We start from the raw sequence: 19,801 nt of genomic DNA, 5'->3' as shown, positions 1-19,801 counted from the left end.
GCGTGGGGAGGAGGGCGGCCGGCCGGACCGCCGGCGCTACCCGCACCCCGCCGCGGCGCCCCCTGCGGCAAAGCAGGGCGCGCGGCGAACGGAGGCTGAACTACCGGGGAACGGCAGCGGCCGGAGGCACGGCCGCGGTCGGCTCGAGCGGCACCGCCGCTGCGGGCGCGAGCGACACCGCCGCTGCGGGCTCGAGCGGCACCGCCGCTGCGGGCGCGAGCGGATCGGGTGCGGGCGATGCCGGGACGACGGGATCGGCCGGCGGGCAGAAGATCAGACAGGGCAGCTTCGGCAGCGGCGGAAGCCCGGGAATCGGCGGCGCCGGAGCGGGCGAGGCGGGGGTAGCCGCACCGTCGGTGGCGGGCGCAGGCGTCGTCGCGAGATCGCGGGTGAGGTCGGACCCGCCGGCGGCGGCGTCGGCGAGATGCCCGGGCGTCGGGGTGGCCGCCCCCGACAGCTGGCTCGGGGTCGGGGTTCCGCCGTTCTTGTAGGCGTTCGACCAGGTGATGACATTGGCGGCGTAGGCGGCCGAGTTGTTGTATCGCAGGACCGCGCGGGTCTCCTGGAGGGGATCGCGGAGGTCGAGATTGCCCGTGCAGAGATACCGGGCGGCGGCCAGTGTCGCGTCGAACACGTTGTTGGGGTCGGCTACGCCGTCGGCGTTGCCGTCGGACGCGTACTTGGCCCACGTGGACGGAATGAACTGCATCGGGCCGACGGCGCGGTCGTGCGCGGGGTCGCCGTCGGTGGCGCCGCGGTCGGTGTCGCGGATGATCTCGTTGCCCGCCAGCCGTCCGTCGAGAACCGGTCCCAGGATGGGGGTCAGGGTGGTGCCCACCGAGTCGGTGCGGCCGCCGCCGGCGTGACCCGATTCGATGCGGCCGATACCGGCGAGCAGATGCCACGGAAGGCCGCATTGCGGGGCCTCCGCCATCATCTCGAGTTCCGCCGAGCGGTATGCGTTGAGCACGATCTCCGGGATTCCCAGGGCGCTGAGGACCACCGGTGCGGCGATGAGTCCGGTGCCGGACGGCGACGTCGGAGATGTGGGATTTGTCACGGTAGGAACGGGCAGTGGCACCGGCGGCGGAGGCGCTGCCCGCTGTGAGCGCGCGACCCGAGGCGTCGGTGCGACGAGGCCGGACGGCGGAAGATAGGCGGCCTGCGGGACGGTGCCCGCGAGAGTCGACGTCCCGGCGGTGGGGCTGAGTGCGGTGGTGCTCACCGCCGCATCACTGACCGCAGGACCGCCGGTGGAGGAGCCGAGGGTGGCGACGGCGCCCACCGTCAGGGCAGTCACCGTCAACAGTCCACGTATCCGCACTCGATCACCCCCTGCGGTGCTCTTCGCTTCGGCACACCGCATACATCCGAGAAGATGTGACTGACGTTACATATACGTGATCGGCGTTGCCGGAGTTTGCGGGGATTCGCCGGCGCTCATTTCCGTCGGGGCCGGGTGTCGTCCTCGTCGGCCAGCAGGGTCTTGATCTCGTCGAGCTCGCGCCGCAGGTAGTCGCGGGTGGCGACCTCGCCGATCGCGATGCGCAGAGCCGCCAGTTCCCGGGCGAGGAACTCGGTGTCCGCCTTCGTCTGCTCGGCGCGCGAACGGTCCTCCTCGAGCGACACGCGGTCGCGATTCTCCTGGCGGTTCTGCGCCAGCAGGATGAGCGGCGCCGCGTACGCCGCCTGGGTGGAGAACGCCAGGTTGAGGAGGATGAACGGGTACGGATCCCACTGCAGCCGGACGGCGAAGACGTTGATGACGATCCAGACGATCACGATCACCGTCTGGATCATCAGGTAGCGGCCGGTGCCGAGGAATCGGGCGAAGTTCTCGCTGGCCCGCCCGACGGCCTCCACGTCGTACGTGACCCGGAAGCGCCGGGTGCCGCGCGGGGTGTCGAGGCGCTGTCGATCGGACAGGCTCCGGGCGGCTGCGCTGGGTGCCTTCTCGCTCATCCGTCGATCTCCTCTTCGCGCCAGTCCTCGGGGAGCAGGTGGTCCAGGACGTCGTCGACAGTGACCGCTCCGATCAGATGGTCCTCGGCGTCGACCACCGGCCCGCACACCAGGTTGTAGGTGGCGAAATAGCGGGTGACGGACGTCAGGGAGTCCTCGGGCGCCAGCCGCGGCATGTCGGTGTCGAGCAGCCCGCCGACCAGGCTGGCGGGCGGCTCGCGCAGCAGTTTCTGCAGGTGGACGCAGCCGAGATAGCGGCCGGTCGGTGTCGCGGTCGGCGGGCGGACGACGAACACCATGCTCGCGAGGGCGGGGGTGACGTCGGAGATCCGGGCGCGGGCCAGGGCCTCCGCCACCGTCGTCGACGCCGTGAGGACCACCGGCTCCGGAGTCATCAGACCGCCCGCGGTGTCGGGGGAGTGCTCGAGGAGGCGGCGGACCGGTTCGGAGTCCTGCGGGTCCATCAACTGCAGCAGCGATTCGGCCTCGGTCTCGGGAAGCTCGCCGAGGAGGTCGGCGGCGTCGTCCGGGTCCATGGCCTCGAGGACGTCGGCGGCCCGCTCGACCTCGAGGTGCATGAGCAGATCCGTCTGGTCGTCGGACGGCAGTTCCTGGACGACGTCGGCGAGGCGTTCGTCGTCGAGCGCGAGGGCGAGTTCGTGGCGGCGCTTCTCCGGCAGGAGCCGCATCGCGTTCGCGACGTCGGCGGCGCGCATCCCCTCGAACTGGGTGAGCAGCGCCGACACGCCCTGCCCGGGCATCGCCAGGTCGGTCTGCGTGAGGCCCTGGACGTGCTGCCACTCGACGACGTGCATGGCGGCGCGCCTGCCGAGCCGGCCGCGGTGCCCGCGCACCGCGACCTTCGACACCACCCAGTCCCGGGTGCGGGTCTGCTCGATGCCGAGATCGACGACGATGATGTCCGCGTCCCACAACTCCTCGAGTTCCGGGTCGTCCACGCGCACGTGGGAATCCGCCACCTGGGCGAGGGCGAGCACCTCGCCGGGCCGCTGCTGGAATCGGCGCAGACTGACGTTGCCCGTCGTGAGCGTCACCGAGCTGGGTTCGATGGCGGTGACACGGAGCATCGGGACGAAGATGCGTTTGCGCGTGAACAATTCGATGACCAGCCCGAGGACGCGCGGCTGCTGCCTGCCGACGCGGGCGGTGATCACCACGTCCCGGACACGTCCGATCGACTCCCCGTCCGGCCCGAGCACCACCAGGCCGGCCAGCCTGGCTGCAAAAACCTTGTTCGCAGCTGCCATGATTGCCAGGCTAGATCCTTGTACAGAAATACAGGGAATCGAACACTGCGAAAGTGGAGGACCGTCCGTCATGAGTTCCGTCTACAGGCCACGGCGATCGGTGCTCGCCGTTCCGGGCAGCAGCCGCAAGATGATCGACAAGGCGAAGGGGCTGCCCGCGGACGAGATCTTCCTCGACCTGGAGGACGCGGTGGCGCCGCTCGCCAAACAGGAGGCGCGGGGCACCATCGCCGAGGCCCTGGCCGAGGACGGGTGGGGAGACCAGATCAAGGTGGTGCGGGTCAACGACTGGACCACCGAGTGGACGTACGCCGACGTCGCCGAGGTCGTGGGGCGGGCCGGCGCCCACCTCGACGCGATCCTGCTGCCGAAAGTGCCGGACGCCAGCCACGTTCAGGCACTCGACCTGTTGCTCACGCAGGTGGAGAAGGCCAACGGGCTCGAGGTCGGGCGGATCGGCATCGAACCGCAGATCGAGAATGCGATCGGGCTCACCAACATCGACGCGATCGCGACGGCCAGCCCGCGCGTGCAGACGCTGGTGTTCGGTCCCGCCGACTTCATGGCGAGCATCAACATGCGTACCCTCGTCGTCGGGGAGCAGCCGGACGGCTACGACCGCGGGGACGCGTATCACCACATCCTGATGACCATTCTCATGGCCGCCCGCGCGCACGGGCTCCAGGCCATCGACGGCCCCTACCTCCAGATCCGCGACGTGGAAGCGTTCCGGCGGTCGGCGCAGCGCACGGCCGCGCTCGGCTTCGACGGCAAGTGGGTTCTCCATCCCACCCAGATCGAGGCGGCCAACGACGTCTTCAGTCCCCGCCAGGACGACTACGACCGGGCCGAACTGATCCTCGACGCCTACGAGTTCCACACGTCCGCGGCGGGCGGGGGGCGCGGCGCCGTGATGCTCGGCGACGAGATGATCGACGAGGCGAGCCGCAAGATGGCGCTCGTGATCTCCGCCAAGGGGCGCGCGGCGGGCATGAAACGGACCACCGAGTTCGCACGACCTGACGGGGGATAGCTTCAGCAGGCAGAATGGTTGTCACAGGACCGATCCTGAGAGAACCACACGAGGAGACCAGCTGACGATGACGAATCCACTCGGACAGTCCAACGGGGCGCGGCGTGGGGCTCTGCCGGAACCCCCCACGGGCTGGCCCATCGGTTCGTACCCCACGTACGCGGAGGCGCAGCGCGCCGTCGATTACCTCTCCGATCAGGAATTTTCGGTGGAGGACGTCACCATCGTCGGCGTCAACCTCATGCAGGTCGAGCGGGTGCTGGGCCGCCTCACCTGGGCGAAAGTAATTGGCGGAGGCATTGTTTCGGGCGCATGGCTCGGTGTGTTCTTCGGTCTGCTGCTGGGCATCGTCACGGGCGGTTTCCTGGCACCGCTCGTGGTCGGCATCGTCGGCGGCATCATCTTCGGGCTGATCTCCACGACCATCCCGTACGCGGCGACGCGGGGTACCCGGGACTTCGCGTCCACGATGCAACTGGTCGCAGGCCGGTACGACGTGCTGTGCGAGCCGAAGTCGGCGGAGACCGCCCGGGACATGCTGGCCAAACTGGCGCTCTGACCGTCGCCCGCGGCGGCCTGCGGGGTCGCGGTCGGATCACGGATTGCGTCCTATTCGCGACGTTCGCGGCGATTTCACCCAGTTCGCCGACGATGTCGGATAGGTTTACGGCGCAATGCGAGGGCCCCGGCTCTCGCCGAAACCGTGACCTGTCGGTGGAGTGCGCGTTCCGGCAGGAACCAATGTGCGGGCCCGCGTGCCCAGCCGTACCGCGACTGGATCCGTGAGGGGCCGCTCGAGGAGGCGGCTGTGCTGCATCGCACCAAGCCCGGACGCTCGCTGAAGTGGGGACTGATCGGTGCGGCCACGGTCCTCACCGTTCCCCTGCTGGCTGCGTGCGGGTCGTCCGACGACGGCATCGTCCTCAGCTTCTACACCGCGGCCGACGGCGCCGAACAGTACGCGGAGGCCGCAGCCAACTGCACGGCCGCGGCCGGGGGCCGGTACACCGTGGAGCAGCGCACGCTGCCGAAGGGTGCGGACGATCAACGCCTCCAGCTGGCCCGTCGTCTCACCGGAAACGACTCCTCGCTCGACATCATGACGCTCGACGTCGTGTGGACCGCCGAGTTCGCCGAGGCGGGCTGGGCGTTGCCGCTCCCACCCGACGTCGCGGCGGAGGTCAGCGAGGGCACGCTGGAAGGCCCGCTCGAATCGGCCAAGTGGCAGGACCAGCTGTACGCCGCGCCGCTGAACACCAACACCCAGTTGCTCTGGTATCGCAAGGACCTGATGCCGGACGGGCAGCCGCCGCAGACGTGGGATCAGATGATCGACATCGCGGAGGGCCTGGCCGGGGAGGGGCGGCCCAGCTGGATCGGGGTGCAGGGCAAGCAGTACGAGGGCCTGATGGTGTGGTTCAACACGCTGCTCGCGAGTGCCGGCGGGTCCGTCGTCGCCGACGACGGGACCACCGTGACCGTGGCGGACGGCGATGCAGCCGTGACGGCGCTCGAGGTCATGAAGCGGGTCGCGACCGCGAAGGGTGCCGACCCGTCGGTTTCCCAGGGCGACGAGGCGTCGTCCCGGCTGGGTATGGAGAGCGGAAAGTCTGCGTTCGAGGTCAATTGGCCGTTCGTGCTGCCGGGCATGATCGAGAACGCGGAGAAGGGCGACCTCCCGTTCATCGACGACAAGGGCAACCCGACGTCGGAGAATACGGGCAACACGGTGCTCACCGTCGACGGTCAGCAGAACTTCCTGCCCGCGCCGTACCCGTCGGTGATCCCCGGCCGGCCTGCCGAGGTGACGATCGGCGGCTTCAACGTCGCGGTCGCGAAGACGAGCCGGCATCCCGACCTGGCGTTCGAAGCGGTGCAGTGCCTGCGGAACGAGGAGAACCAGCGCAACAACGCCGTCAACGGTGGTGTGCCACCCACGTTGGCGAGCCTGTACGACGACCCGGCGTTCCAGGAGGCGTACCCCGCGTGGCGTGAGGTGCGGGACGGCCTCGACACCGCGTCCGTGCGGCCGGTATCTCCGGCGTACCAGAGCATTTCGACCCTGATCACCGCCACGTTGAATCCGGTCGGTGACATCGATCCGCCGCGCACCGTCGACGAACTCGCCGAACAGGTCCGCAAGGCGGTCAACTCGGAAGGGCTGATCCCGTGACGACCGAAACCGTGCAGGCGGACCGCGCCGAGGAGCCGAAAGCCGCGTCGAAGAGCCAGCTTTCGGAGGGCAAGAGGGCCGAGCGCCGCCTGGGACTGTGGCTGGTGGCTCCTGCCGCGATCCTCATGATCGCGGTGACGGCCTATCCCGTCGTGTATGCGGTGTGGCTGAGTCTGCAGCGCTACGACCTCCGGTTCCCCGACGAACGCAAGTTCGTCGGCCTCGCCAACTACGTGTCGGTGCTGACGGACGGGTACTGGTGGCAGGCGTTCGTGGTGACGGTGAGCATCACCGTCGTCTCGGTGGTGATCGAGTTCGTCCTGGGCCTGATCCTGGCGCTCGTGATGCACCGGACGCTGGTCGGGAAGGGCCTGGTGCGGACGGTGGTGCTCATCCCCTACGGCATCGTCACGGTCGCGGCAGCGTACAGCTGGTACTACGCGTGGACGCCCGGTACCGGCTATCTCGCGAACCTCCTGCCCGACGGCAGCGCACCGCTGACTCAGCAGATTCCGTCGCTCGCGATCATCGTGCTCGCCGAGGTGTGGAAGACCACCCCGTTCATGGCGCTGCTGCTGCTCGCCGGGCTGGCCCTCGTTCCCGACGACCTCCTCAAGGCCGCGCAGGTCGACGGCGCCGGGGCGTGGACGCGGCTGGTACGGATCATCCTGCCGCTCATGAAACCCGCGATCCTGGTGGCGTTGCTCTTCCGCACGCTCGACGCGTTCCGCATCTTCGACAACATCTACGTCCTCACCAAGGGCGCCAACGACACCGGTTCGCTGTCGATCCTCGGTTACGACAACCTGTTCAAGGCGTTCAACCTCGGCATCGGATCGGCGATCAGCGTCCTCATCTTCCTGTGCGTCGCGCTCCTCGCATTCGTGTTCATCAAGCTCTTCGGCGCGTCGGCTCCCGGGTCCGACACGGAAGGAAACCGATAACCATGGCCGTCGTCGACACCCCTCGCCGCAAGATCAGCTGGTCCGTGGTCAACCTGCTGGTCCTGCTGTACGCGCTGATCCCGGTGTTGTGGATCGCCAGCCTGTCGTTCAAACCCGCGGGAACGATCAAGGACGGCAAGTTCATTCCACAGAAGTGGACACTCGACAACTACCGCGGAATCTTCCAGACCAACGCGTTCACCAGTGCGCTGATCAACTCCATCGGCATCGGCCTCATCTCCACGGTAATCGCCGTCGTCATCGGCACCATGGCCGCCTACGCCATTGCCCGGCTGGACTTTCCCGGCAAGAAACTGCTGGTCGGGGTGGCGCTGCTGATCGCGATGTTCCCCCAGATCTCCCTCGTGAGCCCCTTGTTCGACATCGAACGCAGGCTCGGGCTGTTCGACACCTGGGCGGGTCTGATCCTGCCGTACATCACGTTCGCGCTCCCGCTCGCCATCTACACGCTGTCCGCCTTCTTCAAGGAGATCCCCTGGGAATTGGAGAAGGCGGCCAAGATGGACGGAGCGACCCCGGCGCAGGCGTTCCGGAAGGTCGTGGCACCGCTGGCGGCGCCGGGCATCGTCACCGCGGCGATCCTGGTCTTCATCTTCTGCTGGAACGATCTGCTGTTCGCGATCTCGCTGACGTCGACGGAACGCTCCATCACCGCGCCTGCGGCGATCGCGAACTTCACCGGCGCCTCCCAGTTCGAGGAGCCGACGGGGTCGATCGCCGCGGCCGCGATGGTGATCACGATCCCGATCATCATCTTCGTGCTGTTCTTCCAACGACGCATCGTGGCCGGCCTGACCTCCGGCGCAGTGAAGGGATAATCCTGTGGCCGAAATCGTGCTCGACAAGGTGACGAAGCTGTACCCGGACGGCGCCAAGGCGGTGAGCGACGTCGACATCACGATCGCCGACGGTGAGTTCATCATTCTGGTCGGACCGTCCGGTTGCGGAAAGTCGACCACTCTCAACATGATCGCCGGGCTGGAGGACATCTCGTCCGGGGAACTGCGGATCGCGGGGGAGCGGGTCAACGAGAAGGCGCCGAAGGACCGCGACATCGCGATGGTGTTCCAGTCGTACGCCCTGTACCCGCACATGACGGTGCGGCAGAACATCGCGTTCCCGCTGACGTTGGCGAAGATGTCGAAGTCGGACATCGCGGCGAAGGTCGACGACGCCGCGAAGATCCTCGATCTCACCCAGCACCTCGACCGCAAACCGGCCAACCTGTCCGGCGGGCAGCGGCAACGGGTCGCGATGGGCCGGGCGATCGTCCGCAGCCCCAAGGCGTTCCTGATGGACGAGCCGCTGTCGAATCTCGACGCCAAGCTCCGCGTCCAGATGCGCACCGAGATCGCCCGGCTGCAACAGCGACTCGGCACCACCACGGTGTACGTCACCCACGACCAGACGGAGGCGATGACCCTCGGCGACCGGGTGGTGGTGCTGCGCGGCGGGGTGGTGCAGCAGATCGGCGCGCCGCAGGAACTGTACGACCACCCGAACAACCTGTTCGTCGCGGGTTTCATCGGGTCACCGTCGATGAACTTCTTCCCGGGACAGCTGACGGCCGACGGGGTGTCGACCCCGCTCGGCGAGTTCACGCTGCCCGCGGAGACGCTCGGCCGGATCGGAGCGTCGAATTCGGCGAAGGACGTGGTGGTCGGTATCCGCCCCGAGCATTTCGAGGACGTGGCGCTCGTCGACGCGGCGCAGCGGGACGCCGGTGCCACGTTCACGGCCAACATCGAGGTCCTCGAGTCGATGGGGTCGGACAAGTACGCCTACTTCACGGCCGAAGGCCCGCAGGTGAACTCCCGGGAACTCGAGGAACTCGCCGCCGATTCCGGTACCGCGGTCGCGGGCGGCGGGCAGCTGGTGGCCCGGTTGTCGGCGGAATCGTCCGCGGCGCACGGCAGTCCGCTGGAACTGTGGTTCGACCGGTCGAAGATTGCCCTGTTCGATCAGAACTCGGGAGCGAATCTCACCCGGTGACGGGGGTGTGGCGCTCACCCGTGCGGCTCGTATTCGCGCCGCCGAGACCGCCGACGGTGCCCCACTCGGCGGCCAGCGCGGTGGCGTGGACCTCGTTCTCCTCGTCGTCGGACGGGGTGCGGGTGGTGCGGGTGATCCCGAAGAACGGCAGCAGCCCGGCGAGGGCCGCCGCGGTCGCGCCGACGACGAACGCGATCACGTAGGCCGATTCGGTCGGGACACCGGTCCCGGGAATGGTGATGCCGGCGAGCAGGGTCGCGAGCAGGGCGCTGGCGAACGAGCTGCCCACGGACCGGGCGATCGAGTTGATGCTGTTCGCGACGCCGGTCTCGTCCTGCCGGACCTCGGCCACCAGTAGCGACGGAAGGGACGCGTACGCGAGGCTGATGTACGTGTTGATCAGGAGGATGGCCGCCACCACTTCCCACGTGCGGTCGTGGGCCAGGATGAACACGAGGAACCCGCTGACGCCGACGACGCTCGCCGCGATCAGGACGGCGCGGGAGCCGAAGCGGTGGATCAGCTTTCCGCTCAGGATCGAGGCGATGACGCCACTGATCGCGCCCGGCAGCAGGTACACCGTGCTCGCCTCGAGGACGGTGGCTCCGAAGCCGTACCCGGCGACCGCGCTCGGGGTCTGGACGAAGTAGGAGCTGCCCAGGAACATCACGAACATCGACATGCCGACCACGAGCGCGGACAGATGGGTGACGAGGACCGGTGGGTCGGTGAGCAGCCGGGGTGCGACGAGCGGATCGGTGGTCCGGCGTTCGTAGAGGAACCAGCCCGCGAGGACGAGGATGCCGGCCACTCCGCTGGCGATGGTGACGGGGGACGCCCATCCCCAGGTGCCGCCCTCGGCGAGCGGCAGCAGGACGAGGACCAGGCCGGCGGCGAGAGCGGCCGCACCGATCCAGTCGATGGAACCCGCACCGCCGCGCGGCCGGCGGGGGATGGCGATCCAGGCGAGGACGAGTCCGGCGGCGGTGATGGCCGACGCGAGCCAGAAGACGCGGTGGAAGTCGGCGCCGTCGGAGACCAGCACCCCGGTGAGGACGATGCCGAAACACCCGCCGAAACCGAGTGTGCCGGAGAAGATTCCCATGGCGCCGGTCAGCTTCTCCGCGGGAAGTTCGTCGCGCAGGACCGCGATACCGATGGGGAACAGCGCGAACGACACGCCCTGGAGCACGCGGGCGAAGATCAGCACCCCCACCGACGTCGACACCGCACCGATGAGTGAGCCGAGCAGTACGACCACGAGCACGCCGAGCAGGACGGGCCGTTTGCCGCGGAGGTCGGCGAGCCGTCCGAGGACCGGGGTCGCGGTGGCGGCGGCGAGGAGATTGGCAGTGAGGAGCCAGCCGACGGCCGTCGGACCGACGTCGAGTTGCGCGCCGATGGTTCCGACGATCGGTACCACCAGCGTCTGCAGAACGGCGACAATCATCACGACGAAGCACATGACGGGCAGGAGAGCCCGGGCTGCGGTGGTCGATCCGGCGGCCATGGGGTCCTCCTGTGGTGATGTGTGCGTGGGCGTAGGTAAACACGGTACTGGGGCTAACTAACGAGGGGGTTCACGGTGGGGTCCGAACGGATGTCGAATCGAGCGCTGGGCCGGGCGACACTGGCTCGGCAATCACTGCTGAGCCGTTCGGACCTGTCCGCGTTCGACATGATCGAGCACCTCTGCGGTCTGCAGGCGCAGGCGCCCGCACCGCCGTACTTCGCGCTGTGGGCGCGGTTGACGCGGTTCCGTGCCGAGTCGTTGTCGGACCTCATCGAGAATCGCGCGGTGGTGCGGATCGTCGCGATGCGTGGGACGGTCTTCGCGCTGTCCGCGGCGGACGCCCTCGCCTTCCGTCCCCTGGCGCAGCCGCTGCTCGACCGGGACCTCCACACCAACCCGCAACACCGCGCGGGTCTGCACGGCGTCGACCTCGACGCACTCGCCACCGCCGGACGCGAACTGGTGCGCGACGAACCCCGCACCCAGTTGCAGCTGCGGCCGCTGCTCGAGCAGCGGTTCCCCGGCAGCGACGGGGCAGCGCTCGCCCACGGGGTGCGGGGACTGGTCCCGATGGTCCAGGTCCCGCCGCGCGGCCTCTGGGGCAGATCGGGGCAACCGGCACTGTCGACGCTGGAGTCGTGGGTGGGCCGCCCACTGGCCGCCGCGCCGTCCATCGACAGGATGCTGCTGCGCTACCTCGCCGCATTCGGTCCCGCGAGCGCGCTGGACGCCCAGGCGTGGTCGGGGCTCACCCGGCTCGGCGAGGTCCTGGACCGGCTGCGGCCCCGGCTCCGGGTGTTCGCGGGAGAGTCGGGGCGGGAGCTCTTCGACCTCCCGGACGCGCCGCGACCCGATCCGGGAACCCCGGCGCCCGTCCGTATCCTCGCGCCGTTCGACAACGTGCTGCTTTCCCACGCCGACCGCGGCCGACTCCTCGACGACGAGCTGCGCAGGAAGATCTTCACGCAGAACGGCATCATCAAACCGGCGGTCCTCGTGAACGGCAGGGTCGCGGCATTCACCGCCACCGTGGTCGAGAAGTCCCGGGTGACACTGGAAGTGGAGCCCTTGGTGACCATCGCGAAGACACACCGCACCGCGATCGAGGCCGAGGGCCGGCGGCTGCTGAAGTTCGCGCACCCCGGCGTAGCGGAGCGCGTCGTGCGATTCACGGATTAGCGGGCCGGTGCCTGCGGGGCGCGCGCTGACTGAGCTCGGCAATGATCTCGTCGTTCCAGACATGCCTGCGGACGAGGCGGTACCGCTCCCGTGCCACCCACAGGTAGGCCTCGGCGTCGGTGTGGTCGGGCAGCATCTCCGCGGCCCGCAGCATCCGGACCACCGGCAGGAACTCCTCGCCGAACCAGCGCCGCGCCACGGTCTCGCGGCCGAGGAACTCGCCCACCTCCTGCATGAGCCGGAATCCCCAGGCCTCGACGCTCTGACCGATCTCCGCGTACTCCCACGGATCGGTGACGACGACGGCTGCCCGCTGGGGGCCGCTCAACGGCACCCGGGTGAGGAACAGGCGGCGGTGGTCTTTGATGACCAGGTCGCCGCGCTGCGCGATCCCATCGGGTGAAATCTTGGTCTGGATCTCTGTGACGTAGGCGTCGATCGTGTTCCAGTGCATCGCGTACGCGATCGAGACGCGATGGTGGCCGTCGCTGACGAAGTGCATCGACCCGATCCGGTACACCTGGATCGGCGGCACCGATTCGCCCCGGCGCTGTGCAGCGGCGAGCCGTTGCCAGCGTTCCCGCACCCGGGTGGAGGTGGGCCGGAAGAACCGGTCGAAATCGCGGGTGCGGTCGACGCTGCCGACGATGGAGTTGACCGGGATCACCTGCAGTCCGAGCGACCGCTCACCGACCCGGCCGACAGCAGCGACCACCTCGTCGAACGGCAGGATCTCGTTGACGTCGTCCGGTTCCCGGCGCAGCCAGTTGACCAGCCGCGACAATTCGGCGCGACGACGCTGGCGGGTGAAGTCGTTTTCCGCGTCGGCGGCGGGGAACCCGGTGTCACGTGCCATGCCGGCGCCTCACGATTGTGGGATCGGCCCCTGGGGCCAGTTCCATCAAGGTGAAGCCGACGGTGTTGATCACCGTCGTCGCGCCCAGCGTGCGGTCCTCGGCGGCCCGCCCGTACGGGTGGACGTGCCCGTGGATCATGACGCGCGCCTGCAACCTGCCCGCCAGGTTCTCGAAGCATTCGAAGCCCCGGTGCGGCGGATCCTCCTGGTCTCCGACACCCCGCGGAGGGCTGTGCGTGAGCAGAACGTCGACGCCGGACACGCCAGAGCGGCGCGCGTGCCACGCACTCGTCAGTGCGAGGTTGCGGGCCCGTCGCCGCTGTTGCCGTTCGGTCCATTGATTGGGGCCGTCGTTGTAGCGGATCGATCCACCCAGACCGGCGATGCGCAGTCCAGCAATCCGCACGATCCGGCCGTCCGCATTGACCGCGCCGCACGGCCCCGGCCACGCCGAGGGCAGGCCCGCCCGCATCCACCCGACGCGCCCCGCGGAGTAGCCGGACAGATCGGCGTCGTGGTTGCCCGGCACGAACACGCACGGAGCGTCGAGTGCGTCGATCAGGTACTCCAGGTAGTCGAACGGGAGATCGCCCGCGCCGAGAATCAGATCGACGTCCATGGCGCGCACCTGCGAACTCCACAGCGACTCGATCGTCTCGTCGGACACTGCGAGTACCGAGACCATGCTCCGACGCTACCGGCTCGAGAGGCTGGAGGACGGGTGAGCGGGTTCGGTGGTTTGATGGCGGAGTGACTGACAGCGTTGTGGCCTCTGTTCGCGCGCACCTGCGGGAGCAGTTCGGGGGCCCGGAGCCGACCGCGGCGTCGGTGACGTTCCTGGGTGTCGAGCCCCTCGATGTCCTGCGATTCGATCCTGACGACGAAGAACTCGTTCGGTACGCGACCCTGGGTTGTTCCCGGCACCCGATGGGCGACCCCGGCGAGTTGGTGGCCGACCCGCTCCGCGGACCGCGCGCCGAACTGATCCTCACGCTGCGCGGCGGGACCGGGGTGGCGTCCGGGGTGGCGCGCACCCTTGCAGTGCTCGCGGCCGCGCCATCCGTCGAAGGTGTGGTGCTCGTCGAGGACGCCCTGCTCGACCTGGGGGAGCCGCTGTGGAAGGACGCACCGTTCACCGCCGTGCTGCTCGGCGCGTCGACCGTCCCCGACCTTCCGCTGCCCGAACCGGCGGAGGCCGTGCAGTTTCTCGCGGTCGTGCCGCTCACGGGCACCGAGGCGGCGTGGGTGCGACTGCGCGGCGCCGGCGCGCTCCGCGACGCCTGGGCGGAGGCAGGTATCGACGTCCGCGATCCGAACCGCGGCGCCGCCACTCTCTAGAGCCAGTGATTGCGTCGGAACGTGACGAACAGGCCCACCGTGATCGCCGCGATCACGACCAGCACGCTGTGATAGCCCAGTTGCCAATGTAATTCGGGCATGTTGTCGAAATTCATGCCGTAGATGCCCGCGATCATCGTCGGCACGGCGGCGATCGCGACCCAGGCCGAAATCTTGCGCATGTCGGTGTTCTGCTGCACCGCGATCTTGGCGAGGGCGGCATCGACGAGTGAGCTCAGGACCTCGTCGTATTCGGCGATCCGCTCGGCCACGGTCGTGTGGTGGTCCAGCACGTCGCGGAAATACCGGCGGATCTCCTTCGGCACCGGGTTGCCCGGCGACTGCGTCAATCTCAGTAGCGGATTGGCCAGCGGGTTCACCGACCTCCGGAGTTCGACGATCTCGCGCTTGAGGAGGTAGATGTGCTCGACGGCGACGCTGCTGCGCGGGCTGAACACCGCCTCCTCCATGCTGTCCACGTCTTCCTCGATGGCCTGGGTGACCTCGAGGTAGGTGTCCACCACGTGGTCGGCGACCGCGTGCAGCACCGCGTACGGGCCCAGGGCGAGTCGCTCCTGATTCTGCTCGAGCGCACGACGGACGTTCGCGAGCGGGGAATGGTCGCCGTGGCGCACGGTGATGACGTAGTCGGCGCCGACGAACACCATGACCTCGCCAGTCTCGACGATCTCGCTGGCGGTGGCCACCGACTCGTGGGGAACGTAGTTGACCGTCCGCAGTACCAGGAACACCACATCGTCGTAGCGTTCGAGCTTGGGGCGCTGATGAGCGTGGACGGCGTCCTCGACCATCAGCTCGTGCAGGCCGAACGTCTCGGCCACGCTCTCCATCTGCCCCTCGTCGGGGGCGAGCAGTCCGACCCACACGAACCCTTCACCCCTCCGGCGGACCTCGGCGAGCGCGGCCTGGTGCGTGAACTTGCCGGGAAGTCGTCTGCCGTCGACGTACACGCCGCAGTCCACGATGGCGCGCGCGGTCGGGATCCGGATCTTGGGGCCGGCCTCCTTGCCGCTGCGCTGGTCCTTGTCGCTGCCGCGCTTGGGGAGTGAGGGCACAGACGGCACCGGGGCCCTCCCTTCACCTTCGAGTCGGAACGCTGCCGAGTCGGAAACGCTGCTGGTGAATCGTACGTCAGCACCCACTCCGGGCCGGCGGCGTCGGACGACACGCGAGGCTCCGGGGCCGCGCACTCGGGACCTGTGCCGCCGCACCTGACAGACTGGTTGGGTGCTCATCGATCTCCACACCCACTCGACGGCCTCCGACGGAACCGACAGCCCGGCGGAACTGGTGCGCGCCGCGGGGGCAGCGGGACTCGACATCGTGGCGATCACGGACCACGACACCACTGCGGGGTGGGCCGAGGCGGTCGCCGCCCTACCTGCGGGCCTGACGCTGGTGCGGGGCATGGAAATGTCGTGCGAGGGGCGGGGTGAGGACGGCAGACCGGTCGCGGTGCACCTCCTCGCCTACCTCTTCGACCCCGCGCACGCCGCGTTCGCCCGCGAACGGGAGCGGCTGAGGAACGAGCGGATGGTGCGGATCCGCGCGATGGCCGAACTCATGATGGAGGACGGCCTCCCCATCGACGCCGACGAGGTGCTCGCGGAAGCGGGACCTGCGGCGGGACGCCCGCATCTGGCGCGGGCCCTGATGCGTGCAGGTGTCGTGAGCAGCGTGGGTGAGGCGTTCGTGGACCTGCTGGCCCCGCGCGGCCGGTACTTCGTCGACAAGTCGGACACGCCGCTCGACGACGCGGTGAGGTTGGTGGCGGAGGCCGGGGGGGTGAGCGTCCTCGCCCACGGACGGGCACGGACGCGGGGGCGGCTGTTGTCGCTCGATCACGTCCAGGACCTGGCCGGCGCCGGCCTGCACGGACTCGAGGTGGACCACCCCGACCACTCGGCAGACGACGCACGAGTACTACAGGAACTGGCCGACGGACTCGGCCTGGTCGTCACAGGTTCCTCCGATTATCACGGGACGAACAAGGCGATCCGGCTCGGAGAGTTCGCGACCGATTCCGACGAGTTCGACACGCTCGTGTCGAAAGCATCCGGGGTACAGGTGGTCTCGGCATGAACACTCACGAGTTCGAACGGTACGACCCCTACACCGTCGCCGTGCCGAGGACGGTGACGGCCACCGAACCGCGACGCAGTCCGCTCGTCGTCCGGGCGTTGCGCGCCCTCAGCGGGGCCGTCGCCGCCGGCGTGGTGATCCTGTGCCTCGTCGTGATCGGCTCGGCCTACGTGGGCGGCGGCCGAGGATTCCCCGGCCCGGGAACCGTGTCCATCAGCGCGCACGTCGTCGCGTCCGTGTTCGTGATCGTCGCGCAGCGGATCGCGGACCGCAGGGAGGGTGTCGTCGCGGTCGTTGCGTCGGTGGCCGTCCTCGCGGCTGCGACCCTGCTGCTGTCCACACAGTGGTGGGGCTGACGGACGTGCGCCGCGTTATCTGAAACCGGCTCTCACAGTGACCCGTCAGTAACTTGTTCTCACAGGTAGAGGGCAGAAAACGTGAGACATCTGACTGTCGCCACAATTTGATTGTGCATCGATCCTCGTGCCAGACTTAGCACCACTCCGACGTCGGCGCCACCGCCCTTCGGCGGGGGTTTATGGCAGTGTTGCCAGGGCTCACCCGCCCGTGCCATGACGCTTCGGACGTTCTGCGGCCATTGTGATCGCGCACCCCGGAAGCTTCACCCTCAGTTGTCGTTCGTGGAGCAACTGTGAGGATCAGCGCCGATCCTCACGGTTACTTCTCAGTAACCCGGCCCCGAGTGAGCCTGGACTTAGCAGGAGTGTCATCGTGTCCATTGTGTCCGAACCCACCACACCGCAGAAGGTCGAGCTGACCGACGAAGAGATCTTCGCCGGCCACATCGGGGGGAAGCTCTCCGTAGAGACCACCACCGCTCTCGATTCGCAGCGCGCCCTGTCCATCGCCTACACCCCGGGTGTCGCGCAGGTCTCCCGCGCCATCCATGCCGACGAGACCCTCGCCGACCGGTACACCTGGACCAACCGCCTCGTGGTCGTCGTCTCGGACGGGTCCGCGGTCCTCGGTCTCGGCGACATCGGCCCCCGCGCCTCCCTTCCCGTGATGGAGGGCAAGTCCGCGCTGTTCAAGAACTTCGCCGGCCTGAACTCCATCCCCCTGGTCCTCGACACCAAGGACCCCGACGAGATCGTCGAGACCCTGATCCGGCTGCGCCCCAGCTTCGGCGCCGTCAACCTCGAAGACATCTCCGCACCCCGCTGCTTCGAGATCGAACAACGCGTCATCGAAGCCCTGGACTGCCCGGTCATGCACGACGACCAGCACGGCACCGCCATCGTCGTCCTCGCCGCGCTCAAGGGTGCGGCCACGGTCCAGGACCGCGACCTCGCCTCGCTGCGGGTGGTGATCTCCGGTGCCGGCGCCGCCGGGGTCGCGTGCGCGAACATCCTGCTCGCCGCCGGCATCGCCGACGTGACCGTGCTGGACTCGAAGGGCATCGTCTCCGCCGACCGCCAAGACCTCAACGCGGTCAAGATCGATCTGGCCGCCCGCACCAACCCCGCCGGACGTCGCGGCGGCATCGTCGAAGCCCTGGACGGCGCGGACGTGTTCCTCGGCGTGTCCGCGGGCACCGTCCCGGAGGAACTCATCGCGACGATGGCGGAGAACTCCATCGTGTTCGCCCTGTCGAACCCGGACCCGGAGATCCACCCCGAGGTCGCCCGCAAGCACGCGGCGATCGTCGCGACCGGGCGCAGCGATTTCCCGAACCAGATCAACAACGTGCTCGCCTTCCCCGGAGTATTCAAGGGTGCCCTCGACGCCGGGGCCCGCCGCATCACCGAGGGCATGAAACTTGCCGCCGCCGAGGCCATCCTCTCGGTCGTCGGTGACGAGCTGGCAGTGGACAAGATCGTTCCCAGCCCGCTCGATCCTCGCGTCGCCCCCGCTGTCGCGGAGGCAGTCGCCGCCGCTGCTCGCGCAGAAGGCGTCACCGGCTAGCGAGAATCCGTCGATCACCCCGGACCGGAGCCCGCACCAAGGTTCCGTGTACGGGGTGTTTGCCGTTCACGGAGTGTTCGAAAAGTGTTCGCCGTCAAGCGCGGTCGGTGATCTGCTCGGCACTGGGGTTGCGTCGTAGTCGGCCGGTGCCCGGAACGGACGCCCACACCGCAAGGGCGAGTAGCCCGTCCACGACGAGCGCGAGAATCGTCACGAGAAGCGCGCCGACGAGAACCCGGTCGTACTGCCGGAGGGCGAGTCCGTCGAAGATGTAGCGGCCGAGTCCGCCGAGATTGACGTACGCGGCCACCGTTGCCGTCGCGATGATCTGCAGGGTGGCGTTGCGCAGCCCGCCGAGCATGAGCGGCAACGCGTTCGGGGCTTCGACGCGCGTGAGCACCTGCCACTCGGTCATCCCCATCGCGCGGGCGGCGTCCACGACCGTCCGGTCGACGTTCGCGACGCCCGCGTACGTGCCGGCCAGCACGGGCGGGATACCGAGAATCACCAGGGCCAGGATGGGCGGGATCAGACCCAGCCCGAGCAGAAGCACCAGGAACGTCAGCAACCCCAGCGTCGGCAGCGAGCGCAGCGCGTTGACGAGACCGACGACCACCACGTCGCCCTTGCGTAGATGCCCGATGATCAGGCCGATGGGCACCGCCACGACCGCGGAGAGCGCCACCGCCAGGAAGCTGTACCAGAGGTGTTCGAGGATTCGGGCGCCGATTCCGGTGCTGCCCGACCAGTTTGCCGGGTCGACTATGTACTCCCACGCGCCGCCGAAGATGGTCATGACGCCTCCTCGGCGGCTGGGACCGTCGATTGCCCCGCGACCAGCGGCGTGCGCCGGACCTTCTTCTGTCGGGTCCACGGCGTCAGCGCCCGGCCGACCACGAACAGTAGAAGGTCGAACGCGAGGGCCAGCACGACGATCGCGATGATCCCTGCAAGGATCTGGTCCGGGTAGTCACGTTGGTACCCCTGCGTGAACAGGGTGCCGAGACCGCCGATCCCGATCAGTGAACCCACCGACACCAGCGAAATGTTGGTCACCGCCACCACGCGCACGTTCGCGACGAGAACAGGGAGAGCGAGGGGCAGTTCGACGGTGAGGGACCGCCTCAGGCGGGTGAAGCCCATCGCAGTGGCGGAATCGACGACATCGGCAGGAACCGAATCGAGTGCCTCGGGCACGGCGCGGATCAGCAGGGCGGTGGAGTAGATCGTCAGGGCGATCATCACATTGAGCGGGTCCAGGATCTGCAATCCGACGACGGAGGGGATCGTCACGAACAGTGCGAGCGACGGAATCGTGAACGCGATTCCGGCCGCGATCAGTGTGATCTTCCGCAACCAGGACGCGCCCCGGATCGCGGTTCCCACCGGGACGGCGATGAGCAACCCGATGAGGAGCGGAACCAGCGCGAGATAGAGATGGGTCTTCGTCAGGTCGACGACGACCGAGAAGTTGTCGATGAGCCACCGCATCG

20 protein-coding genes are annotated in these 19,801 nt (G+C 68.5%); 11 read left to right on the top strand and 9 right to left on the bottom strand.

All coding sequences use genetic code 11. The features are described 5' to 3' along the window. Positions 1–100: 100 nt before the first annotated feature. The 3 genes from ACFTWF_RS10610 to ACFTWF_RS10600 all read right to left on the bottom strand — a co-directional run bounded on the left by ACFTWF_RS10610 (position 101) and on the right by ACFTWF_RS10600 (position 3,230). Complete coding sequence (locus ACFTWF_RS10610) at positions 101–1,324, bottom strand: lytic transglycosylase domain-containing protein (protein WP_378461148.1); 1,224 nt, start codon at positions 1,322–1,324, stop codon at positions 101–103. Between the two features lie 116 nt (positions 1,325–1,440). Next, entirely contained in the window at positions 1,441–1,962 is a 522-nt protein-coding gene (locus ACFTWF_RS10605) for a DUF1003 domain-containing protein (protein ID WP_185728748.1), read from the bottom strand. Continuing rightward, the gene (locus tag ACFTWF_RS10600) at positions 1,959–3,230 is read right to left on the bottom strand and encodes a magnesium transporter MgtE N-terminal domain-containing protein (RefSeq protein ID WP_378461147.1); all 1,272 of its coding nucleotides are present in this window, start codon (positions 3,228–3,230) and stop codon (positions 1,959–1,961) included. Before ACFTWF_RS10600 ends, ACFTWF_RS10605 begins: the two co-directional genes overlap by 4 nt. A 70-nt stretch (positions 3,231–3,300) precedes the next feature. Here ACFTWF_RS10600 and ACFTWF_RS10595 point away from each other — a divergent pair, with 70 nt between their 5' ends. The 6 genes from ACFTWF_RS10595 (at position 3,301) to ACFTWF_RS10570 (ending at position 9,393) form a co-directional block, all read left to right on the top strand. Then, complete coding sequence (locus tag ACFTWF_RS10595) at positions 3,301–4,263, top strand: CoA ester lyase (RefSeq protein ID WP_185728750.1); 963 nt, start codon at positions 3,301–3,303, stop codon at positions 4,261–4,263. Positions 4,264–4,330: 67 nt separating this feature from the next. Next, positions 4,331–4,822: a general stress protein gene (locus tag ACFTWF_RS10590; protein WP_015889781.1), complete on the top strand. Its 492-nt coding sequence runs from the start codon at positions 4,331–4,333 to the stop codon at positions 4,820–4,822. 249 nt (positions 4,823–5,071) lie between these two features. Beyond that, the gene (locus ACFTWF_RS10585) at positions 5,072–6,436 is read left to right on the top strand and encodes an ABC transporter substrate-binding protein (RefSeq protein WP_378461146.1); all 1,365 of its coding nucleotides are present in this window, start codon (positions 5,072–5,074) and stop codon (positions 6,434–6,436) included. Further along, positions 6,433–7,380, top strand: a complete 948-nt coding sequence (locus ACFTWF_RS10580; protein WP_378461145.1) for a carbohydrate ABC transporter permease — start codon at positions 6,433–6,435, stop codon at positions 7,378–7,380. Before ACFTWF_RS10585 ends, ACFTWF_RS10580 begins: the two co-directional genes overlap by 4 nt. 2 nt (positions 7,381–7,382) lie before the next feature. Beyond that, the gene (locus ACFTWF_RS10575) at positions 7,383–8,219 is read left to right on the top strand and encodes a carbohydrate ABC transporter permease (RefSeq protein WP_378461144.1); all 837 of its coding nucleotides are present in this window, start codon (positions 7,383–7,385) and stop codon (positions 8,217–8,219) included. A 4-nt stretch (positions 8,220–8,223) separates the two neighbouring features. Then, the gene (locus ACFTWF_RS10570) at positions 8,224–9,393 is read left to right on the top strand and encodes an ABC transporter ATP-binding protein (protein ID WP_378461143.1); all 1,170 of its coding nucleotides are present in this window, start codon (positions 8,224–8,226) and stop codon (positions 9,391–9,393) included. Here ACFTWF_RS10570 and ACFTWF_RS10565 read toward each other — a convergent pair. After that, positions 9,383–10,903 (bottom strand): MFS transporter, encoded by a 1,521-nt coding sequence (locus ACFTWF_RS10565; RefSeq protein WP_378461142.1) that lies wholly within the window; start codon positions 10,901–10,903, stop codon positions 9,383–9,385. The genes ACFTWF_RS10570 and ACFTWF_RS10565 overlap by 11 nt on opposite strands. Positions 10,904–10,978: 75 nt before the next feature. On the opposite strand from ACFTWF_RS10565, the gene ACFTWF_RS10560 reads away from it, so the two are divergent. Next, positions 10,979–12,085: a winged helix DNA-binding domain-containing protein gene (locus tag ACFTWF_RS10560; protein ID WP_378461141.1), complete on the top strand. Its 1,107-nt coding sequence runs from the start codon at positions 10,979–10,981 to the stop codon at positions 12,083–12,085. Here ACFTWF_RS10560 and ACFTWF_RS10555 read toward each other — a convergent pair. Continuing rightward, a complete protein-coding gene (locus ACFTWF_RS10555; RefSeq protein ID WP_378461140.1) occupies positions 12,075–12,941 on the bottom strand; it encodes a chromosome partitioning protein ParB in 867 nt (288 codons plus the stop codon). The two genes, ACFTWF_RS10560 and ACFTWF_RS10555, sit on opposite strands and share 11 nt — an antisense overlap. Continuing rightward, complete coding sequence (locus ACFTWF_RS10550; protein ID WP_185728757.1) at positions 12,931–13,626, bottom strand: metallophosphoesterase; 696 nt, start codon at positions 13,624–13,626, stop codon at positions 12,931–12,933. The genes ACFTWF_RS10555 and ACFTWF_RS10550 overlap by 11 nt, the downstream gene beginning before the upstream one ends. Positions 13,627–13,691: 65 nt before the next feature. Between ACFTWF_RS10550 and ACFTWF_RS10545 the strand changes: the two genes are divergently transcribed. Then, the gene (locus ACFTWF_RS10545) at positions 13,692–14,279 is read left to right on the top strand and encodes a suppressor of fused domain protein (protein WP_378461139.1); all 588 of its coding nucleotides are present in this window, start codon (positions 13,692–13,694) and stop codon (positions 14,277–14,279) included. Here ACFTWF_RS10545 and corA read toward each other — a convergent pair. After that, the gene (gene corA, locus ACFTWF_RS10540; protein WP_378461138.1) at positions 14,276–15,364 is read right to left on the bottom strand and encodes a magnesium/cobalt transporter CorA; all 1,089 of its coding nucleotides are present in this window, start codon (positions 15,362–15,364) and stop codon (positions 14,276–14,278) included. The two genes, ACFTWF_RS10545 and corA, sit on opposite strands and share 4 nt — an antisense overlap. Positions 15,365–15,527: 163 nt before the next feature. Here corA and ACFTWF_RS10535 point away from each other — a divergent pair, with 163 nt between their 5' ends. The 3 genes from ACFTWF_RS10535 to ACFTWF_RS10525 all read left to right on the top strand — a co-directional run bounded on the left by ACFTWF_RS10535 (position 15,528) and on the right by ACFTWF_RS10525 (position 18,308). Further along, complete coding sequence (locus tag ACFTWF_RS10535; protein ID WP_378461137.1) at positions 15,528–16,382, top strand: PHP domain-containing protein; 855 nt, start codon at positions 15,528–15,530, stop codon at positions 16,380–16,382. Continuing rightward, positions 16,379–16,738, top strand: coding sequence for a hypothetical protein (locus ACFTWF_RS10530; protein ID WP_378461136.1), 360 nt, complete (start codon positions 16,379–16,381; stop codon positions 16,736–16,738). Before ACFTWF_RS10535 ends, ACFTWF_RS10530 begins: the two co-directional genes overlap by 4 nt. A 376-nt stretch (positions 16,739–17,114) precedes the next feature. Further along, a complete protein-coding gene (locus ACFTWF_RS10525; RefSeq protein ID WP_378461135.1) occupies positions 17,115–18,308 on the top strand; it encodes an NADP-dependent malic enzyme in 1,194 nt (397 codons plus the stop codon). Between the two features lie 94 nt (positions 18,309–18,402). On the opposite strand, the gene ACFTWF_RS10520 is transcribed toward ACFTWF_RS10525, so the two are convergent. Both ACFTWF_RS10520 and ACFTWF_RS10515 read right to left on the bottom strand, forming a co-directional pair. Beyond that, a complete protein-coding gene (locus tag ACFTWF_RS10520; protein ID WP_185728763.1) occupies positions 18,403–19,104 on the bottom strand; it encodes an ABC transporter permease in 702 nt (233 codons plus the stop codon). Next, complete coding sequence (locus ACFTWF_RS10515) at positions 19,101–19,799, bottom strand: ABC transporter permease (protein WP_378461176.1); 699 nt, start codon at positions 19,797–19,799, stop codon at positions 19,101–19,103. Before ACFTWF_RS10515 ends, ACFTWF_RS10520 begins: the two co-directional genes overlap by 4 nt. Positions 19,800–19,801: the final 2 nt, after the last annotated feature.

The sequence above is a fragment of the Rhodococcus sp. NPDC056960 genome (assembly GCF_042674125.1).
GTDB lineage: Bacteria > Actinomycetota > Actinomycetes > Mycobacteriales > Mycobacteriaceae > Rhodococcus_F.
Note: the sequence above shows the minus strand (reverse complement) of the source record. Positions and strands in the feature narration are given on the sequence as shown.